This window comes from Paenibacillus xylanexedens, from assembly GCF_001908275.1.
In the GTDB taxonomy this organism is placed as follows: domain Bacteria; phylum Bacillota; class Bacilli; order Paenibacillales; family Paenibacillaceae; genus Paenibacillus; species Paenibacillus xylanexedens_A.
Genome location: NZ_CP018620.1, coordinates 3,643,689 through 3,669,369, shown reverse-complemented (window position 1 = coordinate 3,669,369; position 25,681 = coordinate 3,643,689). Strand labels below are relative to the sequence as shown.

Sequence of the window (25,681 nt, the reverse complement as noted above, 5' to 3'; positions counted from 1 at the left end):
CATACCAATTCGAACACATCACGTCATATACTACACAATACCCGTGCTCTCCCGATTATACAATGTTGAATATTCGAATAGGAACGGAGGTTATGGATCATGATCATTGTTGCTAATCAACCCGTCCAGCTGAACCGCTCGGAATGGTCTGATTTTGAATGGTATTGGTTACAGCAACTCCAGAATAGTCCAACGAGGTATGTGTACCAATCCATGGATCATCTTCGATTTGAATGGGACTTGAGGGGCTCTCTCGTGGAAGCCGCGGAAGGACTGGATCGAAGCGGTGTGAGTTTTGCATCCTTTGAAAAATCCAGATGTAATCCTGCCTACTGGAATCGTAATTCGGAAGGTGGGTTCGAGCTAAGATCAAACGTGACCCCCGCCGACGGTATCCGGGATATCTGGAGGAATGGACACTTATATGCCTTTGAATGTGCAACAGCTACCGTTATTGTGCTGTATGGTGGCGTGCTGGGAAGCATTCGCGAAGACGCCTTTAATTCCCTGTTTCGAAATCTGTTACTCTTTGACTGGCATTATGACAGTGACCTGCGATTAACCGAAAAAAACGGTAGCGAAACCGCTCTGCCAGGAGATGTGCTGTATTTCAAAAATCCGGATGTTTCTCCGGAAACCCCCGAGTGGCAGGGAGAGAATACGTTCATGCTGCGTGAGAACTGGTATTATGGTCATGGCATTGGTATTGCAAGTGGTGAAGAGATTATACGTACCCTGAATCAGTTCCGCGTTCCAGGTAGCCGAGTCTCCGCCTACTTAATGGATATGGTGATCTATCCGGACTTCTTTTATTTATCCCGATTCGCCAAAAACAGCCAGAATAATATTGCAGCTGGCTCTACGCCTGTATTACCCGGACAGTTATATGTACGACTTGGTGGCAGCCGTTATTTACGCAGTTGAACTACTGAAACGGAAACGGCTTTTGCATTCAATTGCGAACAATACCTCAATCTAAGTGATGACAAACAAGCCCAATACAGCAGCAGTTAATCTGCCACCTCATTGGGCTTTCTTTACATCCAAAGAATCATTACTGTACCGACATTCCTTACCTTTGTGTTACATCGAGGAACGCTCCTGGCGGTTTACACATTCGGGTCCAGTTGCACAACAACCTGTTTACCACTTACCTGAACACCTGTCGTTTTGCTACCGAATTCAGCCAGCGATTTGCTCAGCTGCTCAGCCCACTCCTTGCCTGCAACTCCTTCTTTGGCTCCATGCACCTGGATGACGAGTTTTACCGAATCGCCCTTCTTCAGAATGCGCTCCGCCTGAGACTGCTTCGTCTCCCGGTCATGATCTTCCATCGCAAGGTTTAATCGAATTTCCTTTACTTTACGTTTATCGGGAGATTTACTCGCTTTTTTCTTCGCCTGCTGCGCTTCTGCTTTGGCCGCTCCAGCTCCAATCAGCTTGCATGGCGGTGGACTCGTCATCAAGGACAAGCACACCAGATCTACTTTATGCTGCTTCGCAAGTAAAAGTGCTTCCTGCGTGGACATGACACCCAGATCTTCACCATTCAGGCCGGTCAACTGCACTTCGGCTGCTTTGATCTTTTCATTTTTGATCATGATTCTTCCTCCTCTACATCAAAAGCCTGTCCTGACCATTTACGGATCAGAGCAGGCTAGGATGGTGTTGCCACTTATTTGTAATACATATCAGCGTACGAATACGCTAATGCGTCTGATTTACAGGGTGTTGAATGCTTCCGTCAGAACCGGTACAATTTGTGATTTGCGTGATACTACGCCTTTCAAGATAGCTCTGCTATCAGACAGCGTCACATTGTAGGCTTTCTCCACAGCTTTAGTGGATGTACCATATGCCAGAGCTACGGAATCGTTGTTCAGAATGTCAGTTACGACAAATACAAACAGGTCAAGACCTTTACTGGAAATGATCGCATCAATAGCTGCTTCAAGCTCAGGTTGCTTCACGAGAACATCATTCACGTCAACGGCATTAACCTGTGCAATTTCTACTTTGGATTGACCCATTACGAATTCTTTGGCATCCAGAGAAATCAGTTCAGCAATAGTTTTTTGGCTCAGATCCGCGCCGGCTTTCAGCATGTCCAGACCATAGCTGTCTGCATCTACACCAGCGATGGCAGCCAGTTCACGCGCAGCGGCTACGTCCTGCTCTGTGCAAGTCGGGGATTTGAACAACAGGGAATCGGAGATAATGGCAGACAACATCAGGCCAGCAATTGGTGCACTCACTTCGATGCCATTTTCTTTGTACATTTTATTCAAAATAGTTGCAGTACAACCTACAGGCTCTGCACGGAAATACAGAGGTCCGCTTGTCTCAAAGTTAGCAATACGGTGATGGTCGATAACTTCAACAACAGTCACTTCCTCAATATCGCTTACACTTTGCTGACGCTCGTTGTGGTCAACCAGAATAACTTTGTTTACTTCATTTGCAGCTGTTTTAATCAGACGTGGTGCAGCAATTTTGAATTGATCCAGTGCAAACTGGGTTTCACCATTGACTTCGCCGAGACGAACAGCTTCAACGTCCTGACCCAATTTTGTTTTGAGATCCGCATAGGCGATTGCCGAACAGATCGTATCCGTATCGGGATTTTTGTGACCGAAGATTAACGCTTTTTCCATATTCATAGCCCTCCGTCAATTCTGATTTAGAATAATACATGTCATATTTAATCATACCCTACTGATTATAGCGCTAATAAGGCTTAATTCCAATCCCTTTACAGCGAATTAATTGCAAATCATTCTCAGGCAAGTCATTTTGGAAAAAAGCCAAACTTGGTTCATTACCCTCAAGTCGATATGGTATGTATCCTATTTATTCCATCGTACAACCTTATAAATTAGCATACGACACTCTGATATGCAACGAAAACATTAAATCTCAGGCTCTTCCGCGCTCTGCCCTTGCCGTACAAAAAAGGTCTGTAGACTGCCGTCCTCGCTTATCTCCAGCAGGTTCAATTGCGCTCCGTAGGCACAACCACCGTCAATGCCAATTTTGTCTCCGCTCGGGTCAAACCAGATGCCTGTCTCATCATGCAAATGCTTCACGGGGGTGTGGCCAAATACGACCGTCTCTCTAATCGTCGTTGGTCTGGAATAGAATGATTCACGAATCCAAATGAAGTCCCGCTCGGACTGGCTTCTCCAATCCTCGATATCCGGGTTGATCCCGGCATGTACAAAAATATAACCCGGAATTTCGTACACCAGCGGAAGCTGTTCCAGAAAACGAAGATGGTGTTCATAGTGTGTAAGTATCCACTTTTTGGCTTCAGCATAAGCTTCCCAATCTATCTGTTGCTCATCATAAGTAAGCTCCAGATCCAGATAACTTGCCATCGTCTGTAGTCCACCATTGCGGATCCAGTGTTGATCATATTGCTCAACATCCTGGGTTAACGCCTTGACCATCATGGCATCGTGATTGCCTTTAATCACAATAATATGGTGCTGTTGCTGAAGCTGCATAATCTTTTCGATGACCTGTTTGCTGCTTGGACCGCGATCCACATAATCACCGAGTAAAATCAATTCATCCTGCTGCGGATTATAATCTGCAAGCTTAAGCAATGCATTAAATTCATCGTAACAGCCATGAATATCACTAATGACACATCTGCGCATGTGAATCTCTCCTCTCCCTGATCACGCAAGAGTATAACCGGAACCTTGCAAGCGCAAGATTCCAGTCTGTTCAGAGTAGTTATTCCCGCTTGCTCACCATTAGTCCTGCTTGAGTCCAAAGGCTTCTGCAATCAAGCCGAATGAGCGCAGACGTGCTTCAAACGAATGGACCGCTGACGCGATAATGACTTCATCTGCTTCATGGCGTTCAGCCATTGCGGTAATTTTATCTTTCACCTGATCCGGTGTTCCCACGATGGAAAAAGAACGACGTTGACGGATCTGTTCCATCTCCATCGCTGTATATGGATAGTTGTTCACCGTCTCCAGAGATGGGAATGAACTTTGTTCAAGACCTCGTCCAAGGCGTAAGAAGAAAAGTTCATTGCTGCGTGCAAGTTCAGCAGCTTCTTCCTCTGTCTCCGCGCAGAATGCCGAAACAGCAATCATTGAATGTGGTTTGTCATTCAGGATGGACGGCTTGAAATGTCTGCGGTAATGTTTCATCGCTTCTTCGCCGCCTGGTGTTCCGAAGAATTGGGCAAACGCATACGATGTCCCTTGCGCCGCAGCAATTCTTGCACCTTCGGAGCTGGAACCCAGCAACCACACTTCTGGTACCGTGGGAACCGATGGTCCGGCTACCAGAGATGCAAACCGATGATCCTCGGGCAATTGCTCATGGAAGTATCCACCCAGATCCGCAATCTGTTGCGGAAAGAATTGTACATTCGATGATTTCCCCTCATTCAGAGCTCTGCTGGCAATTGGCATGCCACCTGGTGCTCTGCCAATCCCAAGGTCAATTCGCCCGGGATGCAAAGCTTCCAGCAGGCGGAAATTCTCCGCAACTTTATAGGCACTATAATGAGGTAGCATAACGCCACCGGAACCTACGCGAATCCGATCCGTATGTGCAGCCACATGTGCAATCATAACTTCAGGACTGGAGAAAGACAGCGCACCACTACCGTGATGCTCCGACATCCAGAAACGGGAGTACCCCAATTGATCCGCATGTTGTGCGAGTTTCACCGTTTCCTGCAACGTATCCTGTACACTTCGTCCTTCATTGATATGTCCATGTTCGAGTACACTCAGTTTCATATATATTCAATCCTCTCGTCTGTTAGGTTCATAAGTACTGTGAATATGAGATCTGCGAATATTACGCGCTTTTGCTCACTTCATTCTTGCTCATTCCATTGTAACATTAATTATTACAGTTTCAAACTTTAGTTATTCTCTTTATTACCACACTTGTGCAAGAAACATGCAAAAAAACGCCACCAGTTTTTGAACTGGTGACGTTTTTAGATCTGACCTATTGCAGAAAACATTGATTTATGGTGCACGTTTCGGTAACAATTTCACATACTCGTCAGACAGTTTCATCAGGCTGAGCACATGTTCATAATCGGCACGATACGGTTCCAAATCCGTTACCGGCTCGTATGTCTTCAACGAATAGGCTGTTCCATCGTCAAAGCCCGCACCCGGGATAAACATGATGTCATTGTTGACAAATGAACCCGTCGGTAAGTAATACCGGATACCAAAGGCATTGTGGTCCATGTTGAGCAGATCATGTCCGAAGGCAGTGAACTTCTCATCTTGAAGGGAAACACCCATCAGGTTCATGATCGTTGGCAACATATCCAATTGACCGCCTGGCTGCTCAATCACTTGCCCTTTGGTCTGCTTGGGCGTATGAATCATGAACGGGATGTTAAATCGACTTACTTTACCGTCATACGGGACGCCCAGATTGGCCTGAATCTGCTGTGTAATCTCTTCGTCAGCAGGCAGACCGAAGTGGTCTCCGTAGAGCACTAAAGTAGTATTATCCCATAATCCATCCGCCTTCAACTCATTAATGAGTTGACCGATGGCATAATCCGTATAGTTGATCGCTTGCAGATAATCGTGAAGCAGTTTGTTCGTAATGGTCGCAGGAATCGTGATCCGTGCACGATCAGCGGGAACCGTAAACGGCGAGTGGCTCGATGCCGTAATGAACTGAGCATAGAACGGCTGATTCGCAGCCTGATGCGCAGTCATTTTTTCCATACCTACACGGTACAGCTCTTCATCCGATGGTCCAAAGTCATTGAATCTGTCATTCTCGAAGCTGGGCTTGTCGAAGTAACGAGTGAATCCGAGTGCCGGATACATTTTATTCCGGTTCCAGAAGGTGACGTCATTGACGTGGTACGTCTCGGACTCATATCCCTCTTTTCCTAATAACTTGGGAAGACTCGGCAGTTCGCGGTCACTGTACCCTGCTGACATGGGAACAACTCCGGTTGGATAGATAGACGTGTTCGACATGAACTCCGCGTCTGATGTGTTTCCCTGTCCGATCTGTTGGAAAAAATGAGAGAAATAATAGCTTTCTTTGGCCAGATCATTCAGTACCGGTGTTAACTCCTGACCGTCTAGAGAAGCATTAATCGGAAAATTCTGAAAGGACTCCAGTTGCAGTACGATCAGATTGCTGCCTTTGGCCTGACCAAAATATTTGGCTTTCACAGCTGTGCCGTCACTTGGTGTATCCTGATACGGATACTGGCTAACCAGCTCATTAATCTTGGCAATGGTTTCGTTAATGTTGCCATTCGCAATGGCCTCATTTTCTTTGCTCGTCAGAATGGCTGACGATACCTGATAGTTCAGGAAACCGAGATTCTCGGCCCGCACCAGCTCGTTATCAATCGTTTCACCTTTGACAATAATACTGCCTGACAGCACGATGCAGAATGCAGCCGTAAGCGCAACGCCGAGTTTGCCCCAGTAACGTCTGCGAATTCTGCCAAATGTCAACCCGCTATCGCGGTAACTGTTGCGATTACGATCGCCGATACGTCTGCGCATAATCAACCATATTGGCAATGCCAGTACGATGTCTGCAAAAAACAGAAAGTGCTCCGGTCGTACCAGTGGTCCGATACTTCCCCGTACTTGGGCAACCTGACCCAACTCACTTAGCACGGTATACGTAGGCACCGAACTGAAATGAACGTTGTACAGCGTTGCCGCGAACAGAAGTAGAGAAAACAAAATATTGAATCCTCCGTATACTGCTCGCTTCCAGCCTTTGGGCACAATCAGATCCAGCAGGCATACCACAGTTAGTGCGCCTAATGCATCAGTTAACAGACCGATGCCGGACAGACCCTGGAAAAAGAAATACCGCAACAGTGACAGCTTCAGCAGCATAAGAATGAATAACACGGCGAATAAGGTCCGTGATGAAGTTCGTTCATTTTTGGAATTATACATGGTCGCTTTCAACCCTTACCCTGAAATTTTACGTTCATTTTACAAAACGCATATTTCAGTATAACAGTTTTCTGGTTGCTATTCCATGGAAGTTCCGTGTAGGACAGGGTGAGCGTTACGCAATTGTAGAGATATCCGTGTTCTGCGTGTCCGCTCCCTCTCTCTGTGCCTTAATGGCTGCTTGTGCAGCAGCAATTCGTGCATAAGGGATCTGTTCAGGCAAACAGCTTACGTAATCCAGACCAATGCGGTGGCAGAACGTAATGGACTCCAGATCAACTACATTCGCTCCGCAGATCCCTGTCTTCAGATGAGGTTTTCGAATTCGACCCTGAACTACCGCCATCTCAATCAGTTGTCCGACTCCCTCCGTGTCCAGCACATGGAATGGATTATTCGTTACCGTGCGAGAGTCCGTATCCAGTTGAATGAATCGCTTCTCGGCTTCATGGCGACTATATCCAAATGTCATCTCTGTCAGCTCATCCGTGCCAAACGAGAAAAAGTCAGCCTGGCGAGCAATGTGAGTCGCCGTCAGCGCCGCTCTCGGAGCTTCGATCATCGCCCCCACTCTATACAGACAATGCCGCTTCTCCTCACCAAGCACTTGGTCAGCCACATGATCCACCAGATCTCTCATCACCTGAAGTTCATGCACATGACCGATCTGCGGGATCATAATCTCGGGACGTACCCACCAGCCTTGCCGGATACCTTTCACCGCTGCGCGGAATATCGCTTCCAGCTGCATATCAACGATCTCCGGGAACACCGTACTCAGCCGACAAGCCTGTTGCCCCAATGTCGGATTATGTTCATGCAATTCACAGACTCTGCGAATTACACGCTCCAGTTCCTCGAGTTCAATCTGATGGTCTTTTTGCTCCTGCCACTCCTCTGCTCGTAACCACTCACGTCGTTTCTCCAACACTCCCAGATCCGGTAGCAGTTCATGCAACGGCGAATCGAGCAAACGTATCGTTACCGGGTATCCATCCATCGCTTCAAATATCTGTTCAAAATCAGACTGCTGCATCGGTAACAGACGCTCCAACCCACGCCTGCGCTCAGATTCACTGTCTGCCAGAATCATTTTTTGTACAAAAGGAAGCCTTGAAGCAGACATGAGCATATGTTCTGTACGGCACAAACCAATACCTTCCGAGCCGAGTGCCCTAGCTGTAATCGCGTCTTGTGGATGATCTACATTGGACAGTATCGTTATTGCCTTTAATTCATCTGCCCATTCGAGCAGAAGCTGTAGCTCTGGTGTATAACTTGAGAACCCTCTCAACATCTCTGTCACATGCCACGGCTTGATACGCAATAGCGCATCTGCTTTGGTGATTACCCCTTCATGCACAAAATCAAAAGTACTCCGCAAGGCGGCCTTAGCACTCAAGCACGCTGGACTGACATGCAAAAGATACAGCTCCCCTGAATCAATAATGAATTGGATTTTTTGAACTTCTCCCATACCATTCTCCAGATAGCTGCAGGCTTCCAATAGAAGATCATATAATTCAGGTTCTTCTCTCCGCAACTGATTCAGTCCTTCATCCTGAAATTGGGAAACAGCAGATGCAGAATACTCGCCTGTCATGCCTCTTTCCCCCGTAGCCGGATGACGGGAATATACCGTGCCGCTGCCACTGCGTTCACCTTGCTCACCATTGACCATCACCTGAATAAGAGCCGCAGCTCCTTGATGATCCCCTGAGCGTGGAGTGGTTTGGAGAACAGCTTCTTGTTGGGAATTGAGTCGAGGTACACACTGTGTATGAGAAACCGCACGAATCGCTTCTTTTAATTGTAATTGAACATCTTGAGGGAATGGATGAAGCCCTATATCTTCTATTAATTGCTTATATTCTGCAATGGCGAATTCCAGCTTCGCTTCATCGAGGATCGAGAGGTCACCCAATTTCTCTTCAAATAGGGAATACGAGATGCCATGTACTAGCTGACCATAATCCTGCAATAAAATCCGATAACAGTTAAGCGCATACCGTCGATCATTGGTCTGCCTGGCGAGCCCCTCAACCGTCACATCATTCAATCCCACATGAAGCAAAGCAAGGGATTCCGTATCATGGGAACTCGCTTCACTTGACCTCACGGCAAGCAGCAGCGGTGCTAAAGAATCACCGAAAAATTTTCCTGTTTGCTCCTCCAAGTGCCGAACTGCGCTGCCAATCTCTTGAACTTCTTCTGTGGAAAGATGTCCAAGACGGGTACAGAACGCGCGACAGCCTTCCCTTGTTACAATGAACCCGGCCGGAACGGGCCAACCTGCCTGAAGCAACACTGCAAGTTCAGCCCCTTTACTACCCATCAGCCCTTTCATCTCTGCCGTACCTTCTTTCAACAGAACTACCCGTTTCGTCATTACAGCGCTCCCATCTGCCATTACATGGCTATGCTTAAAAGGCAACCCAACCCTTCGAATTGTCCTTTAGTTAATGGTATGTTGCAATGAGGCAGTCAAGGACATTTGCTTCAGCAATTTGTGTTCGGAATGTAAAACGTATTTTTTTATCTCAACGTATACGTTTGCCCTTTTTGAATACCGCCGCGCGCGCGGGTACAGAAGTTAGGGCGTGCTGGGCGTTTAATGCCCGAACTAACATGAAGTCAGCCGAATCACCAACGCTCGGGGTTAACTTGCCATTACTCACCCACGCATAGGTGCCCAGCAACCTGTCATCACTGACCCAATTTTCACGTTCAGCCATTCGGGAAGCTCGCTGTAACATATCCCCGTTGCCGAATGGAGACCAGGCATCACGGATGTTATCGGAGCCAAGCATGAAGTTAACACCTGTTTTGAGGATTTGGCTTCCTCGCGGCATTGGACGATCAATAGGCACACTAGATACGAGTGTTACTCCAGCATGTTTTAATACATCAAGGGTAGGCTGTACGTCGGATTCCGTTTGCTGCCCCAAGCAATAGGCATGACTAACCGCTGTTCGATGTTGAAGTCCTGCCTCCATTGTCAATTCAGCAAATCGCCGTAAGGTAGCTAAACCGGGTTCACCTCCATCATGCAGATGAAGGTCGATCCCCTTATCTGTAGCCGTAGCCAAATCGAACATCATCTGTAAACTGCGTTCCATATCCTGATCCAGACCTGCCGGGTCGACACCACCAACCAGATCGGCACCTAGTGCCAGCGCCTCCTTCACGATCTGTTCAGATGATGAACGAATGAGCCCTTGCTGTGGAAATGCCACAATCTCAATGTCCATATCATCACGAAGCTCATCTCGTACGCGTAGGATTGCCTCCAGATTTCGGAGCCCCACCTCAGAGTCCACATCCACATGTGTACGAATGCGCGTTGTACCGTAATCAATCATTTGTTCCGCAAGAACTTTCGCCCGTTGTCCCACCGTTTGGGTCAATCCACCCAGCAGCTTTTTTTCATAAGCAAGATGGGACTCCAGTGTCTGGAACGGCTCTAGGGGAATCCAGCGTTCACCGATATGATGTTTGTCCAGATGGCAATGCATGTCTGCAAGTGTGGGAAGGTACACAAGCCCGGCAGCGTTCCATGATTCGGAAGCGCTCTGGCGAGCATGTATTATTTGATCCTGATCCGTGGATTCTGCTATGACCTGTGTAATCTTCCCCTCTTCAATAACCAAAGTGTGTGTTCCAGTAGGCAAAAGTACATTATCGATAACTAATTTCATGACATTCTCCATCCTCCACTCTCGTAGTCAGAAGGCGACCATTCTTCCATACTCCAACAGGTCGCGGTCGTTCAATAATCAGTTCACGCCTTGACTGCACTGGAAATATGACCAGATCGGCCTGTGCTCCAGCTCGAAGACCATAATTTTCTATCCCCATCGCCCGTGCTGCACCAAGTGTTGCCATCTCCACCAAAGTATCGGCATCCGCTTCACTCCCCATGTAGGCCGCATGGGCAAGCAACCAAGCGATATCAAACGGATTGCCATTACCAAAAGGTGTAAAGGCATTTTGAATATTGTTAGCGCCGTAAATCACGTTGACCCCTTCGTCCCGCAACAAACTAACCGGCGTTATGCCTCTGCGGGTGTTATCGTTATCCGCTCGACCATTCAGGTACAGATCTGTTGCAGGAAGGGTCATGAGATGGATATCCGCTTCTGCAATCTTTCTAGCGTATAACTTCACCTTTTCCCGAGGCATAGCCGCAAGCGAAGTTACATGACCAGCCGAAACTCTACCCTGGAACCCATAATCCAAGGTCTTATTCGCAATGTGAAGTATAGCTTCATCTTCAGCATTTAATGAGAAATCAGCATGGAAATCAAGGGGGCGATTGTACCGCGCAGCCAGTTCAAACGCAAAATTCAGATGATCATCCAGTATGGGATCAACATAAGTAATTCCACCAATTACGTCGGCTCCCATCCTTACTGCCTCTTCCATAAGATCTGCGGTACCTGGGGTACTAAAAATTCCTTCTTGCGGAAAGACCACAATCTGGATCCCCATCATGTCCTCCATTTTTTCTTTCACAGTCAACGCACTGTTCATAGCCCGTAGTTCCAGCATGGGGTCCACTTCAACATGACAACGGAGTCTGGTTACGCCGTAACGGGACAGTTTTCGGATGACTTCTATGGATCTTTGGATCATATCGGACTCCGTAAACCCGGCCTTAAGCGCAGCTGTCATCGAGATCGCTTCCTGCAATGAGGCAGCATCACCAGGCATGCAATCAAGCAAAAGCGCCTTTTCCAGATGGACGTGGGGCTCAATTAAACCTGGCAGTACGAGACCACCCTTAGCATCAAATATAAATCCATACTGCCCATGATTTTCTTCAAGTTCTCCATGGATCATACCTGTCATGTCACTTATGGATGAACCCCCACCGTCCGAAGACGGCAGGATCTGCTCAATGGTTGTACCATGCAATACGATATCATGTAGTCCATGACTCCCGGGAATCCGGCAATTTTGAATGAGTTGGCGGATCATGTTGACCACTCCTCCGTCCGTTATTTCAGAAAGCTTGCGCTGTTGATCTCAACAAAACCGGATGGACTAATCCATACCCCATCCACATCTTTGGAGAGGGCTGCCAGATTCTCCCCATTACGGAACGGTAGAATGGGAACATCATTCAGCTCAAGTTGAATCGCTTTTTCATAAATGGCAGTGCGTTTATCCGGGTCCGTTTCTTTCCGGGCATCTTCAATGAACTGATCCACATCCGGATTATTATAGAAGGAATGATTACCAGGGACTCCTTTGGAGGTGCTGTGAAACAGGTTGAACTGGTTATAATCCGCATCGCCTGTTGCATTCCCCCATCCACTCAGGAACATTTCGGTTTCCCCTTTGGCTGCTGCATCAATGTAAGCTCCAAACTCCAGCACTTTCACCTCAAGGTTAATTCCAATACCTTTCAACTGAGACTGTAATACTTCCGCTACGTTCACCCTTGTTTTATTATCACTGGTATATAACGTGGCCGAGAACCCCTCTGGATAGCCAGCCTCAGCAAGCAAGGACTTCGCTTTGTTCAGATCATAACTGTACCCCTTCACATTGGAACTGTATCCGATCATCGTGGTTCCAAGTGTGGAGTCCGTTACCTTGCCAATATTGTTGTACACGCCGCTGACGATAGATTCCTTGTCCACCGCGTACGCTACAGCCTGGCGAACCAACGGGTTGTTAAATGGCTCTTTGCTTGTATTAAACCCTATATGGTCCGTAGAAAAAGCCTCGTAACGCCCCAGTTTCATGGTTGAAGATGCTTCAATCCGCGCAATCTCCGTGGAGGGAACCTGTTCTGCTACCTGAGCCTCTCCTGTCTCAACCATCGCTAAGCGAGTCGTATCTTCCGGGACGGTTTTAAACTCCACTTTATCAATGTTTGGTTTGTCGCCCCAATAATTTTCATTTTTAGCAAGTACAATTTTGTCTCCTGGCGTCCATGATTCAAATACAAACGGTCCTGTTCCGACAGGTTCCTTCACCATATCTGTTCCCGCCGATTCTATGGAAGCCGGGCTAAGTATATTTCCTTCCGCACTGGCAAGCAGCGACATGATTGGAGCGTAAGGATAATTCAGGATAAACTGAATCGTATGCTCGTCCACCGCCTTCACTTCCTTGATCATGGAGAACATGCCTGCTTTGGGTGTAGCCGGAATACGTTCAAACGTTTTTTGAACAGCCTCTGCATTAAAAGGTGTCCCATCATGGAAAGACACTCCCTCACGCAATTTGAACTCCCATGTTGTATCATTCAGTTGCGTCCACTCCGTAGCCAGCAATGGTTGGTACTTGCTGTTCTTGTCCATCAAGACAAGCCCTTCTGTTATTTTATGATGGTATACCGCCATCGAATTAATCTGGGAACTGTACTGAGGGTCCAGATTATTTGCATCACTCTGTCTCGCTATGACCAGTGTACCGCCCGATTGGCGTTCTCCCGGAGAGACCGCTTCACCACCTGCAGTAGATGTTCCTCCCGATGAACAAGCACTGATTACAAGTGTCATGGACAATGCCAGCATGCTTCCGACAAACCCTCTTTTTTTCATAATAATCTCCTACTTCCGTTGTGGATTGAATGATGCAATATGTCTGAATGTTACACGTTAACCAGATTCCCCTGATATATGAATGCACCTCGCGCTGAACGCCTTGCGATCGCTTCAGCCGAGCAGGAAGCCTGCACAAGAACCGCTGTCGCTGGATCACCAATGAGAGGCCATTGAACATTACCCTGTACATCTAACGGGGTGATTCCCCCTGTAATATATCCCAGTGTCTCGGCTAATCCCCGTTCTGAACTCCATCTCTCACGCTCAGCCAACCGTCCGGCTCGTTCCAATATGTCTCCACGGCCGAAAGGTCCCCAGTGATCCGTAATGGTATCTTCACCCAATTCAACTCGAACTCCGTATTTCTTCAGAAGAGAATAGGGCATCCAGCGGTTAAGCGGCACAGTTGACGTTATCGAGATATCCAGTTCCGCAAACCGTTCGGCCAGTTGCACCTGCATCGTTTCTGTAACGTCTGCAAAACCCAATGCATGACTCACATTCACACGTCCCTGCCAACCGGCCTGCTCCGTCATCGCTGCAAGACGATTCATCGTAAATGTGCCCAAATGACCCGGATCATGAATGTGAATATCCACTCCTGCATTGGCTTCCACCGCCAGGTCCATGATGTTAAAGAGTGATTTTTCAATATCATTATCCACCGTTGCCGGGTCCACCCCGCCTACCCAGCGTGCACCGCGTCGCAGTGCCTCTTTCATTTCTGCAACGACGCCACTGCGTAGAAGACCATGTTGTGGAAACGCCACGATCTCACATGTGAGACTCTGGCTAAACTGAGCTGCGGCTGACACCGTTGCTTCAAGGTTGGCAAGCCCGATCTGGGGATCAATATTGCAGTGGGTTTGCACATGCGTAACCCCGCTGGATTGCAGAAGAGACAATACTTTCACAGCCCTCTCCTGCGCATGCGGCAATTGCCGCGGCAGCAGTTCACGCTCCTCTGCAATTCTTTTGAAAATTCCTTCAGGTGGCGTCGGCGCGATCCAAGGTCCACCGTAATACGTTTTATCAATGTGAATATGCATTTCTCGGAAGCCTGGTAAAAGCAGCATACCTCCGGCATCCCGATCTGAGCTTGGCATGGCCAACTCCGCTTCTCCTTCATTCATTAATTCTGTAGTAATCGTCGTTAACGAACCTGAACTATTACGATCTTCCGTTTTAACGATTCGCATGATTTTTCCATGTTCGATCCATAGATCAAACAATTCACTTATGGTCCCGGTTATATGATCATTCTCATAACGATACCCTTGTTCCAGACGGACATTACGTAACCAATACGGTGTATGCTGATGCTGTAAAATGCTCCTCATCCCCTTTTTAGTCAAATGATCTGAATCCAATGAACATCCGTAGGTTTGTCCAAAGGGTTACTCATGCACCTTTCGGTGTCCCTTCTGATCATCCCAGATGAGATGTCCTTTGGAGAAAACCGCTTTTCTTGGTGCTCTGCGGGCGACAGCTTCCGCTGCACAACTCGCATCCACCAATACCAAATCTGCCGAATCACCCGGAACAGGCCACACCCGTTCACCTTGAGCATCCATTGTTTCTCTGCCTCCCGTGATTAGTCTCAGCGACCGGGCTAACGAACGCTCATCAATCCAGGCAAACCGTTCTGCGAGTCTCGAAGCACGTTCCAGAATGTCCCCGTTTCCGAAGGGTTGCCACGTATCATAAATGTTGTCACACCCCGCTTCCACGTTCACTCCATGCTCCCACAGCAGAGGCACAGGTGGCAGTGTTCGACCATGAGGCGCACTGGTTATGATGGTTATTCCCGCCTCTGCCAACAGATCTGCTGTAGATCGCGCTTCTGCCTCACTGACTTCACCAAGTGCAAATGCATGACTGATCGATACATTTCCCTGCAGTCCTGCTTCCACAGTCAACCTTGCCAATCTCTTCATTGTATAGGTGCCCAAATAATCCGGATCATGGAGATGCAGGTCAATACCTGCACCCGCTTCAACTGCAAGCTCCACCATCAGCTGCAAACTCGCCTCCAGATCTGTGTCCATTGTTGCAGGATCAACCCCGCCGACCAGATGAGCCCCTTGCTGAAGCGCCTCACGAACCAATGCTTTACTGCCCGAGCGCAATAAACCATGCTGGGGGAACGCCACAACCTCATGTGTAATCTGATGACGATAAGAATGGAACAAGTTCAATACGGGTTCCAGTTGTTTCGTTCCTGCTTCAGGATACACATCGATATGGGTCCGTATATGAGTAGAACCTGCTTCAATCAGACGTTTAAGCAGAAGTTCAGCCCTTTGCAACGGCGGTGTGACAAGCTGCGGAAGAAGCCTTTTTTCGATTTCACATCTGCCGGCCACCCCGCTGGCGGGTATAACCGCTTGCCAAGGTTCGCCCAGCAACGTTTTATCCAGATGAACATGCTTCTCAGTAAATGAAGGTAACATCAACATTCCTCTGCCATCATACGCAGGCTCCGCCAGAATCTGTTCTCCGTCCATGTTGACCGAATTCATCCTGTCAGCCGCAATGACTTGCACAATCACCCCTTCTCTAATCTGTACATGACTAAGTTCTGTTTCCGTACCCCGTACAGCATCCCCGTCATAGACATAGCGGCGTTCAATCTGAACATTAAGCAGCCAGTAGTCTGTTGAATTCATGTAGTCCAATTCGCATCTCCCCCTTCTTAATTCTTTGTTTTGGAGTTGGAGGCTATCAATCCTGCCTTGAATTCCATTCTAGCGATTAATTGTCATGTTTATTTACATGATCTTTACTTAAATTTTCGTTATTTTTACTTCATGTGTAAAAATCCTTTATTTTTCACTATTGTGTGTTAGTTTTATTAACATATCAAGCGATAAGGGAGGCTCCTATGAATCAATCTGCGATCACACCTGCTGCTCCACACACGGTAATAAGACCTGGTCAACTACGTAAGTTTCTTACCCGTATGGCAGCAAACAAACTAGCCTCTGCCGGAGGCCTCATTGTTCTCTTCTATATTATTGTTGCTCTTTTTGCCCCGTGGATTGCTCCATACGATCCTTATAACATCCATCTGCCTGACAAATTACTTCTCCCCTCCTGGGATCACTGGATGGGTACGGATGATAAGGGTCGCGACCTGCTTAGCCGCATCATCTACGGAACACGTTTATCCCTATTAATCGGTATTGCTGCTGTAAGTATTGGTGCAATCTTCGGTGTGCTCCTGGGACTGATAGCTGGTTACTACGGCGGTTGGATGGATGCCATTATTATGAGAATCATGGATATCCTTCTGGCCTTCCCGGGTATTTTGCTCGCTTTGGCTATCGTCAGTGCACTGGGAGCAAGCCTGATCAATGTCATGATTGCTGTTGGTGTCTTCTCCATTCCCATGTTTGCACGAATTGTAAGAGGCTCAACACTGACGGTCCGGAAGCTCGAATACATTGATTCCATACGCACGCTTGGCGGAAGTGATCTGCGAATCATTCTCGTGCACATATTGCCCAATATTATGTCGCCTATAATCGTGCAGATTACGTTGCGCCTCGCAACTGCCATTCTGTCCGCAGCAGGTCTTTCCTTTCTAGGTCTGGGTGCTCAGCCTCCTTCCGCAGAATGGGGCGCCCTGTTAAGCAGTGGACGTGATTACATGTTCAGTGCCCCATACTTGGCTCTTTTCCCCGGCCTCGCCATCTCCACACTTGTAATTGGCTTCAATCTGTTTGGTGATGGTCTACGTGATGCACTTGACCCCAAATTAAAATAACTTTGCTCATGAAAGGAAGAGAACATCCTATATGCTGACTTACATTGTGCGACGCCTCATTCAGACCGTTCCCGTTATATTTGGCGTCATTCTGGTTGTCTTTCTCATTATGCAAATGGTCCCCGGAGACCCTGCCGTTCTCATCGCCGGAGACGGGGCATCTGAAGAAACGGTACAAGCCATCCGCCATGATCTGGGACTTGATCGACCTCTTCCGCTGCAATACATCCAGTATGTGTTCGATGTGTTTCGCGGAGATCTGGGAACTTCGTATCGCTCAGACCATCCGGTAATGGACGAAATTATGCTTCGCCTGCCCACCACCATTCAATTGGCACTGGCCAGTATTGTCATCACGATTGTACTTGGTATGATAGCGGGAATTGTATCCGCCACCCGTCAGCATAGTACAGCCGATCGCCTGATTATGCTGGTTGCCCTGATGGGCATCTCGCTCCCCAGCTTCTGGCTGGGCATGATGTTAATCTCCTTTTTCTCCGTCAAATTTCATCTCTTACCCGTTACCGGCTGGGGAAGCCTGGAACACGTCATCTTACCTGCTATCACGCTTGGTGCTTCGGGAGCCGCCATCGTTGCCCGAATGACCCGTTCGAGTATGCTAGATGTCATTCATCAGGACTACATCCGTACCGCACGGGCAAAAGGTCTGAAAAATAGACTCATTGTATACAAACACGCCCTCAAAAACGCGCTTATTCCCGTAATCACTGTCATCGGATTGCAATTTGGAACACTGCTTGGCGGGACGGTTCTGGTTGAATCTGTTTTTGCTATCAATGGTCTGGGCCGATTGATCGTTGATGCCATTCGTATGAGGGACCTCCCTGTCGTACAAGGAGGCGTACTTGTTGCTTCTGTCATTTTTGTTTTCGTGAATCTGGGTGTGGATCTGTTATACCGGTACTTCAACAAAAGAATTGAGATGGATTAAGGAGGAGAAAATCGCATGGCTATGGTAACGCAGGAGAAGTTGCTGGAAGTACAAGGACTGCAAACATACTTTTTTACGGACGAAGGAATTAGCAAAGCCGTTGATGGCATTGATTTCAGTGTACATCGCGGAGAAACACTAGGTCTGGTTGGAGAATCCGGTTGTGGAAAAAGCATGACATCTCTCTCCATCATGCAGCTTCTAAGTCGGCCGGGCCGAACGGTCGGAGGTCAGATTTTGTTCAAGAATGAGGATCTGCTGACCAAGTCTGAAGAACAGATGCGGTGCATTCGCGGCAAAGAGATATCCATGATTTTTCAAGAACCAATGACCTCGCTGAACCCTGTTTATACAGTCGGAGAACAAGTTGCTGAGGTGTTCAGGCTGCATGAGAACCTGGGACGGAAGGAAGCTTGGGCAAAGGCTGTTGAACTGTTGCGCATGGTAGGAATACCTTCCCCTGAAGAACGCGCGCATCAGGAACCCTTCCGACTTAGTGGCGGCATGCGTCAACGCGTCATGATTGCAATGGCTATGGCTTGTCAACCTGATCTGTTAATCGCAGACGAACCCACGACAGCGCTCGATGTAACTGTACAATCTCAGATTCTTGATCTGATGAAGCAACTCCAGCAGCGTATGGGCATGTCCATCATCCTGATCACACATGATTTGGGTGTTGTTGCAGAAACCTGTGACCGCGTGGCTGTTCTATATGCAGGACAGATTGTTGAATACGCCTCTGTGGATTCCATATTTGATAACCCCAAACATCCATACACCCAGGGACTGCTTCAGTCACTGCCAAGGATCGATGAGGACCAGGACGAGTTGTTAGCCATCCCGGGAACTGTTCCGAGTCCTTATGATCTGCCTTCAGGGTGCCGATTCGCCCCCAGATGTGCTTTCCGCAAAGATATCTGTTCTATGGCGCAGCCTGAGCTGTTGAAAAGTTCTGATGAAGAATCGGTACGCTGTTGGATGTATGACGATCAATGGAGTGACTGTTATGTAAGCGGCCAACCGCACATCTCGAATCAGGAAGGGAGCAAAGTGATATGAAAAGCATCCACATGAACCGCCAATTATCCGCAACGGACATGGAATCTTCGGCACTTTCGAGTTCTGATGTCCTTGCTGATATCAGGCATTTGAAACAATACTTTCCGATTCGAGGAGGCCTGCTTGGCAGAGTGGTTCACCATGTCAAAGCTGTGGATGACATCAGCTTTCAGATTCATGCAGGTGAAACGCTCAGCATTGTAGGGGAGTCGGGTTGTGGCAAATCAACGACGGGCCGTTCCATCCTGCGACTCGATGATCCAACGAGTGGAGAGATATATTTTCAGGGTAAGAACATTCTAGAGTTAAATAAAGCTGAGTTAAAGCGAATGCGCAAGGATATGCAGATTATTTTTCAAGACCCCTTCGCCTCTTTAAACCCACGCCAGACCGTACGACAGATTTTGAAGGAAGCACTGGAGATCCAGAAAGTAGTCCCTCGCGGCAAACAGGATGAACGCATCCGTGAACTGATGGACAATGTTGGTTTGCGTCCGGAGCATATTGATCGTTTGCCTCATGAATTTAGTGGTGGGCAGCGCCAACGGATTGGTATCGCTCGAGCACTTGCCCTGGAGCCCCGATTGATTATCTGTGACGAAGCCGTCTCTGCACTGGATGTATCCATCCAGGCTCAGATTATTAATTTGCTCAAAAAACTTCAGAAACAACATCAACTGACCTACCTGTTTATTTCCCATGATCTTGGTGTGGTCCGTCACATCTCTGATCGTGTGATCGTGATGTACTTGGGCACAATCGTCGAGATCGCTGATAAAAAATCGCTGTTTGATCGCCCGCAACATCCGTATACACGCGCACTGCTGAGTTCCATTCCATCGACGAAACGTAATCAGCCCAAAGAACGTGTTCAGTTAACCGGTGATATCCCTTCTCCCATCCACCCACCTAGTGGATGCCGGTTTCATACACGTTGTCCATTTGCAGTTGATCGCTGCTCTTCTGAAGTTCCCGAACTGCGCACCATTCATGAGGGACATCAGGCTGCCTGCCATCTTATTTCCTAAAATCATGAAGCTTTTTTGGGCACCATTTACAAACTGCTTGCCCTCTATTGAATCACTTACCAAAATAAATTAAGATGACAATACATTTCCCTTTCAACTTCATATTTTAATAAGTTTTATGATTTACGGATGGCTCTATCAGATTCAATAGACACCCAATGTTAGCATTTAGCATGGAGGACCATCATGATTAATCTTGATCAATTTACCCTCATCGTCCTAATATTCATAATCGCTCCCATTGTGGGGGCGATTGCTCTATTGATTTTGTTTTTTTTCGAGAAACAGCTGGACTTGCTTCGGATGCAAAAAAAACAGATCGAGTTGGAGAAAGAGTTCCAAAAATCACTGTATGTACAGCTCAGTCAACAGATCCAGCCTCACTTTATGTTTAACACCCTCAACGTCATTCTCAGTCTCGCCAGACTACGTCGTACCGAACAGGTTGTCGGTGCACTTGAGGTTTTCTCCAAATTCCTCAAATTCAAGTACAATACCGATGAGCCCATGATTCGTCTGGAAGAAGAGATTCGTTATACCGGTCATTATCTGGAGATTCAGCATCTGCGGTTTGGTGAACGCTTGCGACTTGTCACGGAATACGATGAGAATGTGCTTGATGCTTATATCCCTCCCTTTGTGCTTCAAACCATTGTAGAAAATGCGTTCAAACATGGACTTGAACCAAAAATGGGCCCTGTCGAGTTAACCATCCGTTGTCTTCGAAGTCGACAGCAAGTGTTGCTAACCGTAATCGATAATGGTGTGGGTCTCAAACCAATATCCTCAGCTGAAATGATTCAAGGACATGGGCTGGAAAATATCAGAAAGCGACTTCATATTTTTTTTGGTGAGGAGAGTTCTCTAAGCTTATCAGCGGGACCACAAGAAGGAGCTGTCGTTGAGGTCCGTTGGCCCTATACCCAAGAAGAGATATTGAAAGCTCATTAATTATGGAGAACGATACATCACGAATAGGGGGACTTCATCATGAATGTATTGCTGGTTGATGACGAGCCTCTGGAACTGGAGCAGCTGGAATTTCTAATTCAGCCTCAATTTCCTTTCTGGCGTCTCTACAAAGCTGCCGATGGAACACAAGCCACATCGATTGGACAAGAAGTACAGATTCAACTCGCCCTGCTCGATATCAATCTCCCTGGCAAATCCGGTCTGCTCGTTGCCGAGGACCTGCGCCGTCTTCACCCCGAAATTCATATTATCATGATCTCTGCACACCACAACTTTCAATACGCTCGTCAATCAATCAAGCTGAAAGTTATGGATTACATCACCAAGCCCGTCATTGAACAGGAATTGCTCGAAGTACTGCATGAGTTTGATCATAATGCCTCGCCAGCCGTGCAGTCCAAAGTCATTCAGGAAGCACTCCAGATTATGCAAAAACAGTTTTCAGGAAAAATCAATCTCTCCGGGCTCGCCTCAGCTGTTCACATGAATCCAACCTATCTGAGCCGACTCTTCCATGAAGAAGTAGGCATCTCTTTCTCTGAATATCTGAATCAATTGCGAATGGAGTACGCCAAACAGCTCCTTCACCGTCATTCAGATTTGAATATTGCTGACGTTGCTGAGCGGTGTGGCTTTAACAGCCAGCACTACTTCTGCACACAATTCCATAAACATGTGGGGATGCCACCCAAAAAGTTCCGTGAGAAGAGGAATTAAGATGCGTTACAATCATTTCCGCGACAATTTGGCGGCGCCTGTCAAACTGGGTATTGGACTTGGAACTATTGCGTTGCTTGGAAGATGGCTCACCGGCCTCAACATTGTAGATTCGCCTGAAGCATTGATGCGTTATGGCTTGTACGGCACTTTGGGGTACTCTCTCGCTACAGCCCTCGCGCTGATGTTATTTGGATGGCTGGGTAAATATGTGCGAAGCCACTCCGGTGATGCGGCAACAATGAGTCAATGGCTGACAGCCAAACTGACACCTTCAGGTGCTCGTTTGATGACAGGATTGTTTGCGATACTGCTTCTGGAAACGGTGCTCCTGCAAGGAATGGTATCCGGATTCTTCTTTCATCAATTATTCGGTCTTCCCGAAGTTGCTGGGCGAACGGCTTTTATCGTCATCTGCTCTTTACTTGCAGGTTTTATTGGATTACAGACACTCTATACATTGGCTATTCCCCAAGTCATTCTGACTTTCAGCGTTGCCATCATGTTTCCTTTGTTTTATTTTATCCGACAAGGTGTTGACCCAGTTTACTCTGGAATTCGCCTGTATCATCCTTATATGCTGGTGATCGACAACCATTCTGCACTGCTTTTTATCTTAACTGGTGTATTGGTTGGTCTGGGACAGGTTATTGCTGATCCGGCTACCTGGCAGCGTCTATTTCACATCGAACGATCCAAAATTGTGCCAGTATTTATGATGTCAGGCATGATGTATGCTACGGTGCTAATGGCTTTTCTACTGCTCGTGATGGTCTCCATTCATTCTGGTGGGCTGGCAAATATACCGTCTCTGATCTATCCGCTATTGTCCATAACCCATTCACCCGTTTTGTTTGGAATGTTGATTATATGTCTAATCCTGATGTTCACGGTGTCCTATATGAGCCGGTTTCAAGCCGTTCTGAAATTATGTATGGAACAATTCAACCTTGCCAACTCCGGTGAAAAACGTACCCGGAACATCATCATTTGCATGGCCATGTTTATAGCAACCATCATTTCCCTTTCCGTGTCGATGACGCCAATTCAAATCCTGTATTTGTTCGGATCATTGCATGCTTGCATGCTTGGTCCCATGCTGCTACTGACTTTAATTCACAAGCGTACACACGGCATTGCACTTCCTCTTATCACACTGGGGGGATGGATCGCTCAATTTTTGTTGCAGATGCTTTCATCTTTTTCGGGGCTTGAACGAATCTGGATCAGCAGTGCTGTATCGGCTGTCCTGACCTGTATTTATCTACTCGTAACGCTAGGTCTTCGTCGCCACACTCAACACATGTCAATGGATTTAGATCGCTAATTCATGATTCGAATCAAGTTCCAGGCAATTGAGGGCATACAAACGATTCAGCAGCTACACTAAAATAAGATGAAACAAGTCTTTCGAGTAGTTGCATTGGCTCATTCATCGTCAAAGTAAGCAAAAAAAGAAGCTCATCCAGCCTAAGCTGAAGGAGATTCTCATTTTTTTAGTATTCACTTACCTCAAACGTCAGAGAAAAAGCCCAAGAAGAATAAAACTCTCCTTGCGCTCCATATTATAAATCTATTGCATGGGCTATTCCCATTCACCTTTTTTGACGTAAGTTGCATCATAAGCAACAATTACATTCGTTTTATCTGTTACCTTTTGTACATCATCGAACACAACTTCTTCTTCGCCGTAATCTACTAAACTCGAATCAACTTTCTCGAAGACCCCGCAATCCTTCACATAAATTATATCTGGATGATTAGAGTCATATCTTAAGCTTTCAGGAAGATCTTCACCCGAAATTTCATGCGATTTCGCAACCGTAGTCGTCGATATTACTGTAACAGGAATCATCCCAATAACAGCTACTACTAAAAGTACGGGCAAGATTTTTTTACGCATAGGAAGTTCCTTTCTCCAATTCTATTTTTCCTATATTATACATTAAAATGGAATGTTATAATATTTTCCTTTTCTCCGATGTTGAATCCAGCCTGTTTGTTATTCAAAACCCATCCATCAAGCAATAAACCGCTGTATATCCTCAATCTTGGGAATAATATGCGCGTCCCTAATTTCTTGAAAGGTCCAGACAACGTTGAACAATACGCGCTAGTAATAGATTTCGTTCAGCGCACACGGCTGGTCAATATTTTTTAGCAGATGGCGAACAGAAATTTCACTCCATCAACTGGCACTCGATCTGTTCCGACTGTTCCACACACAAGATATTTTTGTCATTTGTCGCTCATTATGATTCCTTCATTGTTCTAATCTCTGAAACTAAAAAGACTGGTCATACCCCTGTCAAGTAGACAGATGAAAAAAGCTATGCTGCCAGCGCGCATCGATATTCAATCGGTGCGCGCTGTTTGAGTTTGGCTTGAAAACGTCGGTAATTGTAATTGTACATATAATCTTCCACGGCTTGTCGAATCTCTACTTCTGAATTACACTGATTAAGGTACAGCTTCTCTGTCTTGAGATGCGAAAAGAAGGATTCGATGCATGCGTTATCCAGGCAGGTTGCTTTGCGAGAGTGGCTGCCCTTAATGCCGAATGCTTCTAATCGTGTGTTGTACGCCTGAGACGTATATTGGAAGCCCTGATCCGAATGGAGCACGGCTTCTGAAACGTCTCTTTTTTGTGTCCATTGTTCCACCGTATCCAATACGAGCTGAACATCGTTCCGTTTAGATAACTGCCAAGCTACAATCTCGTTGTTGAACAAGTCTTGAATCACGGACAGGTAAACGAATGAATTCCCATCCGAAATATAGGTAATATCCGTCACCATTTTTTGCTGGGGTGCTGTAGCATGAAATTGGCGCTTTAGGCGATTCGGATAGATCACAGATGGCGTATAGCTGGACTTCTTCCGCTTCTTGCGAATCACTGATTGGATCGATAGTTCCCGCATGATTCGATATACTTTCTTGTGATTCACGTTCAGGCCAGACTCCCAGAGCGCCGTTGTCATACGAGGATAACCAAACTCTCGGTTTTCAAAATGAATAGCCATCATGTGTTCTTTGATCTCACGGTCACGGTCTTGTCTTGCATCTCGCTGCGGCTGTGTTGCTCGCCATTTGTAGTAACTGGAACGGGGTATTCCTGTAATCGATAATAGGCGTGTAATGTCATGCGAGCAGCGCAATTCATCTATGATATCGTAGTTCTCCCGTTGGCTCAGCGCTTCTCCTTTACTAGATTTGGATACCGCTTTTTTAAATAATCCACCTGTGCTTGAAGATAGTCTCGTTCTTCCTCCACGCTGCCAAAGGCTTTACGGGGACGTCCCTTCAGTGGATTGGGCACACTGTTTTTTCGCTCATCGAACGCTTCCCCGTTTTTCCACTTTTTCACCCACACCTTCAGTTGTGAACAGTTTCGAATCCCCTCGCGCTCAGCAACCACCTTGTAACTTGAAGAACCTTCGACATAGGATCTAACTGCATTCAATTTGAATTCTTCCGTATATGTCTGAAATGTTTGCCCTTTTTTCGCCATAAAAATATCCCCTCCAAGTATCACTTGAACCTCCATGATAACATGAAGTTTTTTTTTAGTGTCTACTTAAAGGGGATAATACCACATATAGATGACGGTCAGGCTTCAATATGATTATTGATATAGATATTTGAAAAATAAAACTGCACAAAGAACACCTATTATC

Annotated in this window: 22 protein-coding genes; 8 read left to right on the top strand and 14 right to left on the bottom strand. The window is 46.8% G+C overall.

Annotated features, from left to right (window positions below; genetic code table 11):
- The first annotated feature begins 99 nt into the window (after positions 1 to 99).
- Positions 100 to 924, top strand: a complete 825-nt coding sequence (locus BS614_RS16545; RefSeq protein WP_074094764.1) for a protein-glutamine gamma-glutamyltransferase — start codon at positions 100 to 102, stop codon at positions 922 to 924.
- Between the two features lie 185 nt (positions 925 to 1,109).
- Here the strand turns inward: BS614_RS16545 and infC are convergent, their stop codons facing one another.
- The 11 genes from infC to BS614_RS16490 all read right to left on the bottom strand — a co-directional run bounded on the left by infC (position 1,110) and on the right by BS614_RS16490 (position 16,173).
- Entirely contained in the window at positions 1,110 to 1,601 is a 492-nt protein-coding gene (infC, locus tag BS614_RS16540; protein WP_074094763.1) for a translation initiation factor IF-3, read from the bottom strand.
- A 120-nt stretch (positions 1,602 to 1,721) separates the two neighbouring features.
- On the bottom strand, positions 1,722 to 2,654 hold the full coding sequence (locus BS614_RS16535) for a manganese-dependent inorganic pyrophosphatase (RefSeq protein WP_017688903.1): 933 nt from the start codon (positions 2,652 to 2,654) through the stop codon (positions 1,722 to 1,724).
- Between the two features lie 255 nt (positions 2,655 to 2,909).
- Positions 2,910 to 3,662 (bottom strand): metallophosphoesterase family protein, encoded by a 753-nt coding sequence (locus BS614_RS16530; protein WP_074094762.1) that lies wholly within the window; start codon positions 3,660 to 3,662, stop codon positions 2,910 to 2,912.
- A gap of 99 nt (positions 3,663 to 3,761) precedes the next feature.
- Positions 3,762 to 4,769 (bottom strand): LLM class flavin-dependent oxidoreductase, encoded by a 1,008-nt coding sequence (locus tag BS614_RS16525; protein ID WP_036670607.1) that lies wholly within the window; start codon positions 4,767 to 4,769, stop codon positions 3,762 to 3,764.
- Between the two features lie 237 nt (positions 4,770 to 5,006).
- Positions 5,007 to 6,944, bottom strand: a complete 1,938-nt coding sequence (locus BS614_RS16520; RefSeq protein ID WP_074094761.1) for an LTA synthase family protein — start codon at positions 6,942 to 6,944, stop codon at positions 5,007 to 5,009.
- Positions 6,945 to 7,059: 115 nt separating this feature from the next.
- Positions 7,060 to 9,333 (bottom strand): putative PEP-binding protein, encoded by a 2,274-nt coding sequence (locus tag BS614_RS16515; RefSeq protein WP_074094760.1) that lies wholly within the window; start codon positions 9,331 to 9,333, stop codon positions 7,060 to 7,062.
- 151 nt (positions 9,334 to 9,484) lie between these two features.
- Positions 9,485 to 10,642: an amidohydrolase family protein gene (locus BS614_RS16510; protein ID WP_074094759.1), complete on the bottom strand. Its 1,158-nt coding sequence runs from the start codon at positions 10,640 to 10,642 to the stop codon at positions 9,485 to 9,487.
- Positions 10,623 to 11,924: an amidohydrolase family protein gene (locus BS614_RS16505; protein ID WP_074094758.1), complete on the bottom strand. Its 1,302-nt coding sequence runs from the start codon at positions 11,922 to 11,924 to the stop codon at positions 10,623 to 10,625. The genes BS614_RS16510 and BS614_RS16505 overlap by 20 nt, the downstream gene beginning before the upstream one ends.
- A gap of 20 nt (positions 11,925 to 11,944) precedes the next feature.
- Positions 11,945 to 13,501 carry a glutathione ABC transporter substrate-binding protein gene (locus BS614_RS16500; RefSeq protein ID WP_074094757.1) on the bottom strand — a complete coding sequence of 519 codons (1,557 nt, stop codon included), beginning with the start codon at positions 13,499 to 13,501 and terminating at the stop codon, positions 11,945 to 11,947.
- A 50-nt stretch (positions 13,502 to 13,551) separates the two neighbouring features.
- Positions 13,552 to 14,844: an amidohydrolase gene (locus tag BS614_RS16495; protein WP_074094756.1), complete on the bottom strand. Its 1,293-nt coding sequence runs from the start codon at positions 14,842 to 14,844 to the stop codon at positions 13,552 to 13,554.
- Positions 14,845 to 14,901: 57 nt separating this feature from the next.
- Positions 14,902 to 16,173: an amidohydrolase gene (locus tag BS614_RS16490; RefSeq protein ID WP_074096870.1), complete on the bottom strand. Its 1,272-nt coding sequence runs from the start codon at positions 16,171 to 16,173 to the stop codon at positions 14,902 to 14,904.
- Positions 16,174 to 16,388: 215 nt separating this feature from the next.
- On the opposite strand from BS614_RS16490, the gene BS614_RS16485 reads away from it, so the two are divergent.
- The 7 genes from BS614_RS16485 (at position 16,389) to BS614_RS16455 (ending at position 23,331) form a co-directional block, all read left to right on the top strand.
- Positions 16,389 to 17,273, top strand: a complete 885-nt coding sequence (locus tag BS614_RS16485) for an ABC transporter permease (RefSeq protein WP_074094755.1) — start codon at positions 16,389 to 16,391, stop codon at positions 17,271 to 17,273.
- A gap of 31 nt (positions 17,274 to 17,304) precedes the next feature.
- Positions 17,305 to 18,225 (top strand): nickel ABC transporter permease, encoded by a 921-nt coding sequence (nikB, locus tag BS614_RS16480; protein ID WP_074094754.1) that lies wholly within the window; start codon positions 17,305 to 17,307, stop codon positions 18,223 to 18,225.
- Between the two features lie 21 nt (positions 18,226 to 18,246).
- Positions 18,247 to 19,287 (top strand): ABC transporter ATP-binding protein, encoded by a 1,041-nt coding sequence (locus BS614_RS16475; RefSeq protein WP_084174901.1) that lies wholly within the window; start codon positions 18,247 to 18,249, stop codon positions 19,285 to 19,287.
- A 38-nt stretch (positions 19,288 to 19,325) separates the two neighbouring features.
- Positions 19,326 to 20,315, top strand: coding sequence for an ABC transporter ATP-binding protein (locus BS614_RS16470; protein WP_074096869.1), 990 nt, complete (start codon positions 19,326 to 19,328; stop codon positions 20,313 to 20,315).
- Positions 20,316 to 20,501: 186 nt separating this feature from the next.
- Entirely contained in the window at positions 20,502 to 21,266 is a 765-nt protein-coding gene (locus BS614_RS16465) for a sensor histidine kinase (protein ID WP_074094752.1), read from the top strand.
- Between the two features lie 39 nt (positions 21,267 to 21,305).
- The gene (locus BS614_RS16460; RefSeq protein ID WP_074094751.1) at positions 21,306 to 22,004 is read left to right on the top strand and encodes a response regulator transcription factor; all 699 of its coding nucleotides are present in this window, start codon (positions 21,306 to 21,308) and stop codon (positions 22,002 to 22,004) included.
- Between the two features lies 1 nt (position 22,005).
- The gene (locus BS614_RS16455; RefSeq protein WP_074094750.1) at positions 22,006 to 23,331 is read left to right on the top strand and encodes an SLC5/6 family protein; all 1,326 of its coding nucleotides are present in this window, start codon (positions 22,006 to 22,008) and stop codon (positions 23,329 to 23,331) included.
- A gap of 258 nt (positions 23,332 to 23,589) precedes the next feature.
- On the opposite strand, the gene BS614_RS16450 is transcribed toward BS614_RS16455, so the two are convergent.
- The 3 genes from BS614_RS16450 to BS614_RS32565 all read right to left on the bottom strand — a co-directional run bounded on the left by BS614_RS16450 (position 23,590) and on the right by BS614_RS32565 (position 25,515).
- Positions 23,590 to 23,907: a hypothetical protein gene (locus BS614_RS16450; RefSeq protein ID WP_074094749.1), complete on the bottom strand. Its 318-nt coding sequence runs from the start codon at positions 23,905 to 23,907 to the stop codon at positions 23,590 to 23,592.
- A 427-nt stretch (positions 23,908 to 24,334) separates the two neighbouring features.
- Entirely contained in the window at positions 24,335 to 25,171 is an 837-nt protein-coding gene (locus BS614_RS16445) for an IS3 family transposase (protein ID WP_425320279.1), read from the bottom strand.
- A gap of 23 nt (positions 25,172 to 25,194) precedes the next feature.
- On the bottom strand, positions 25,195 to 25,515 hold the full coding sequence (locus BS614_RS32565; protein ID WP_074094027.1) for a transposase: 321 nt from the start codon (positions 25,513 to 25,515) through the stop codon (positions 25,195 to 25,197).
- Between the last annotated feature and the right edge of the window lie 166 nt (positions 25,516 to 25,681).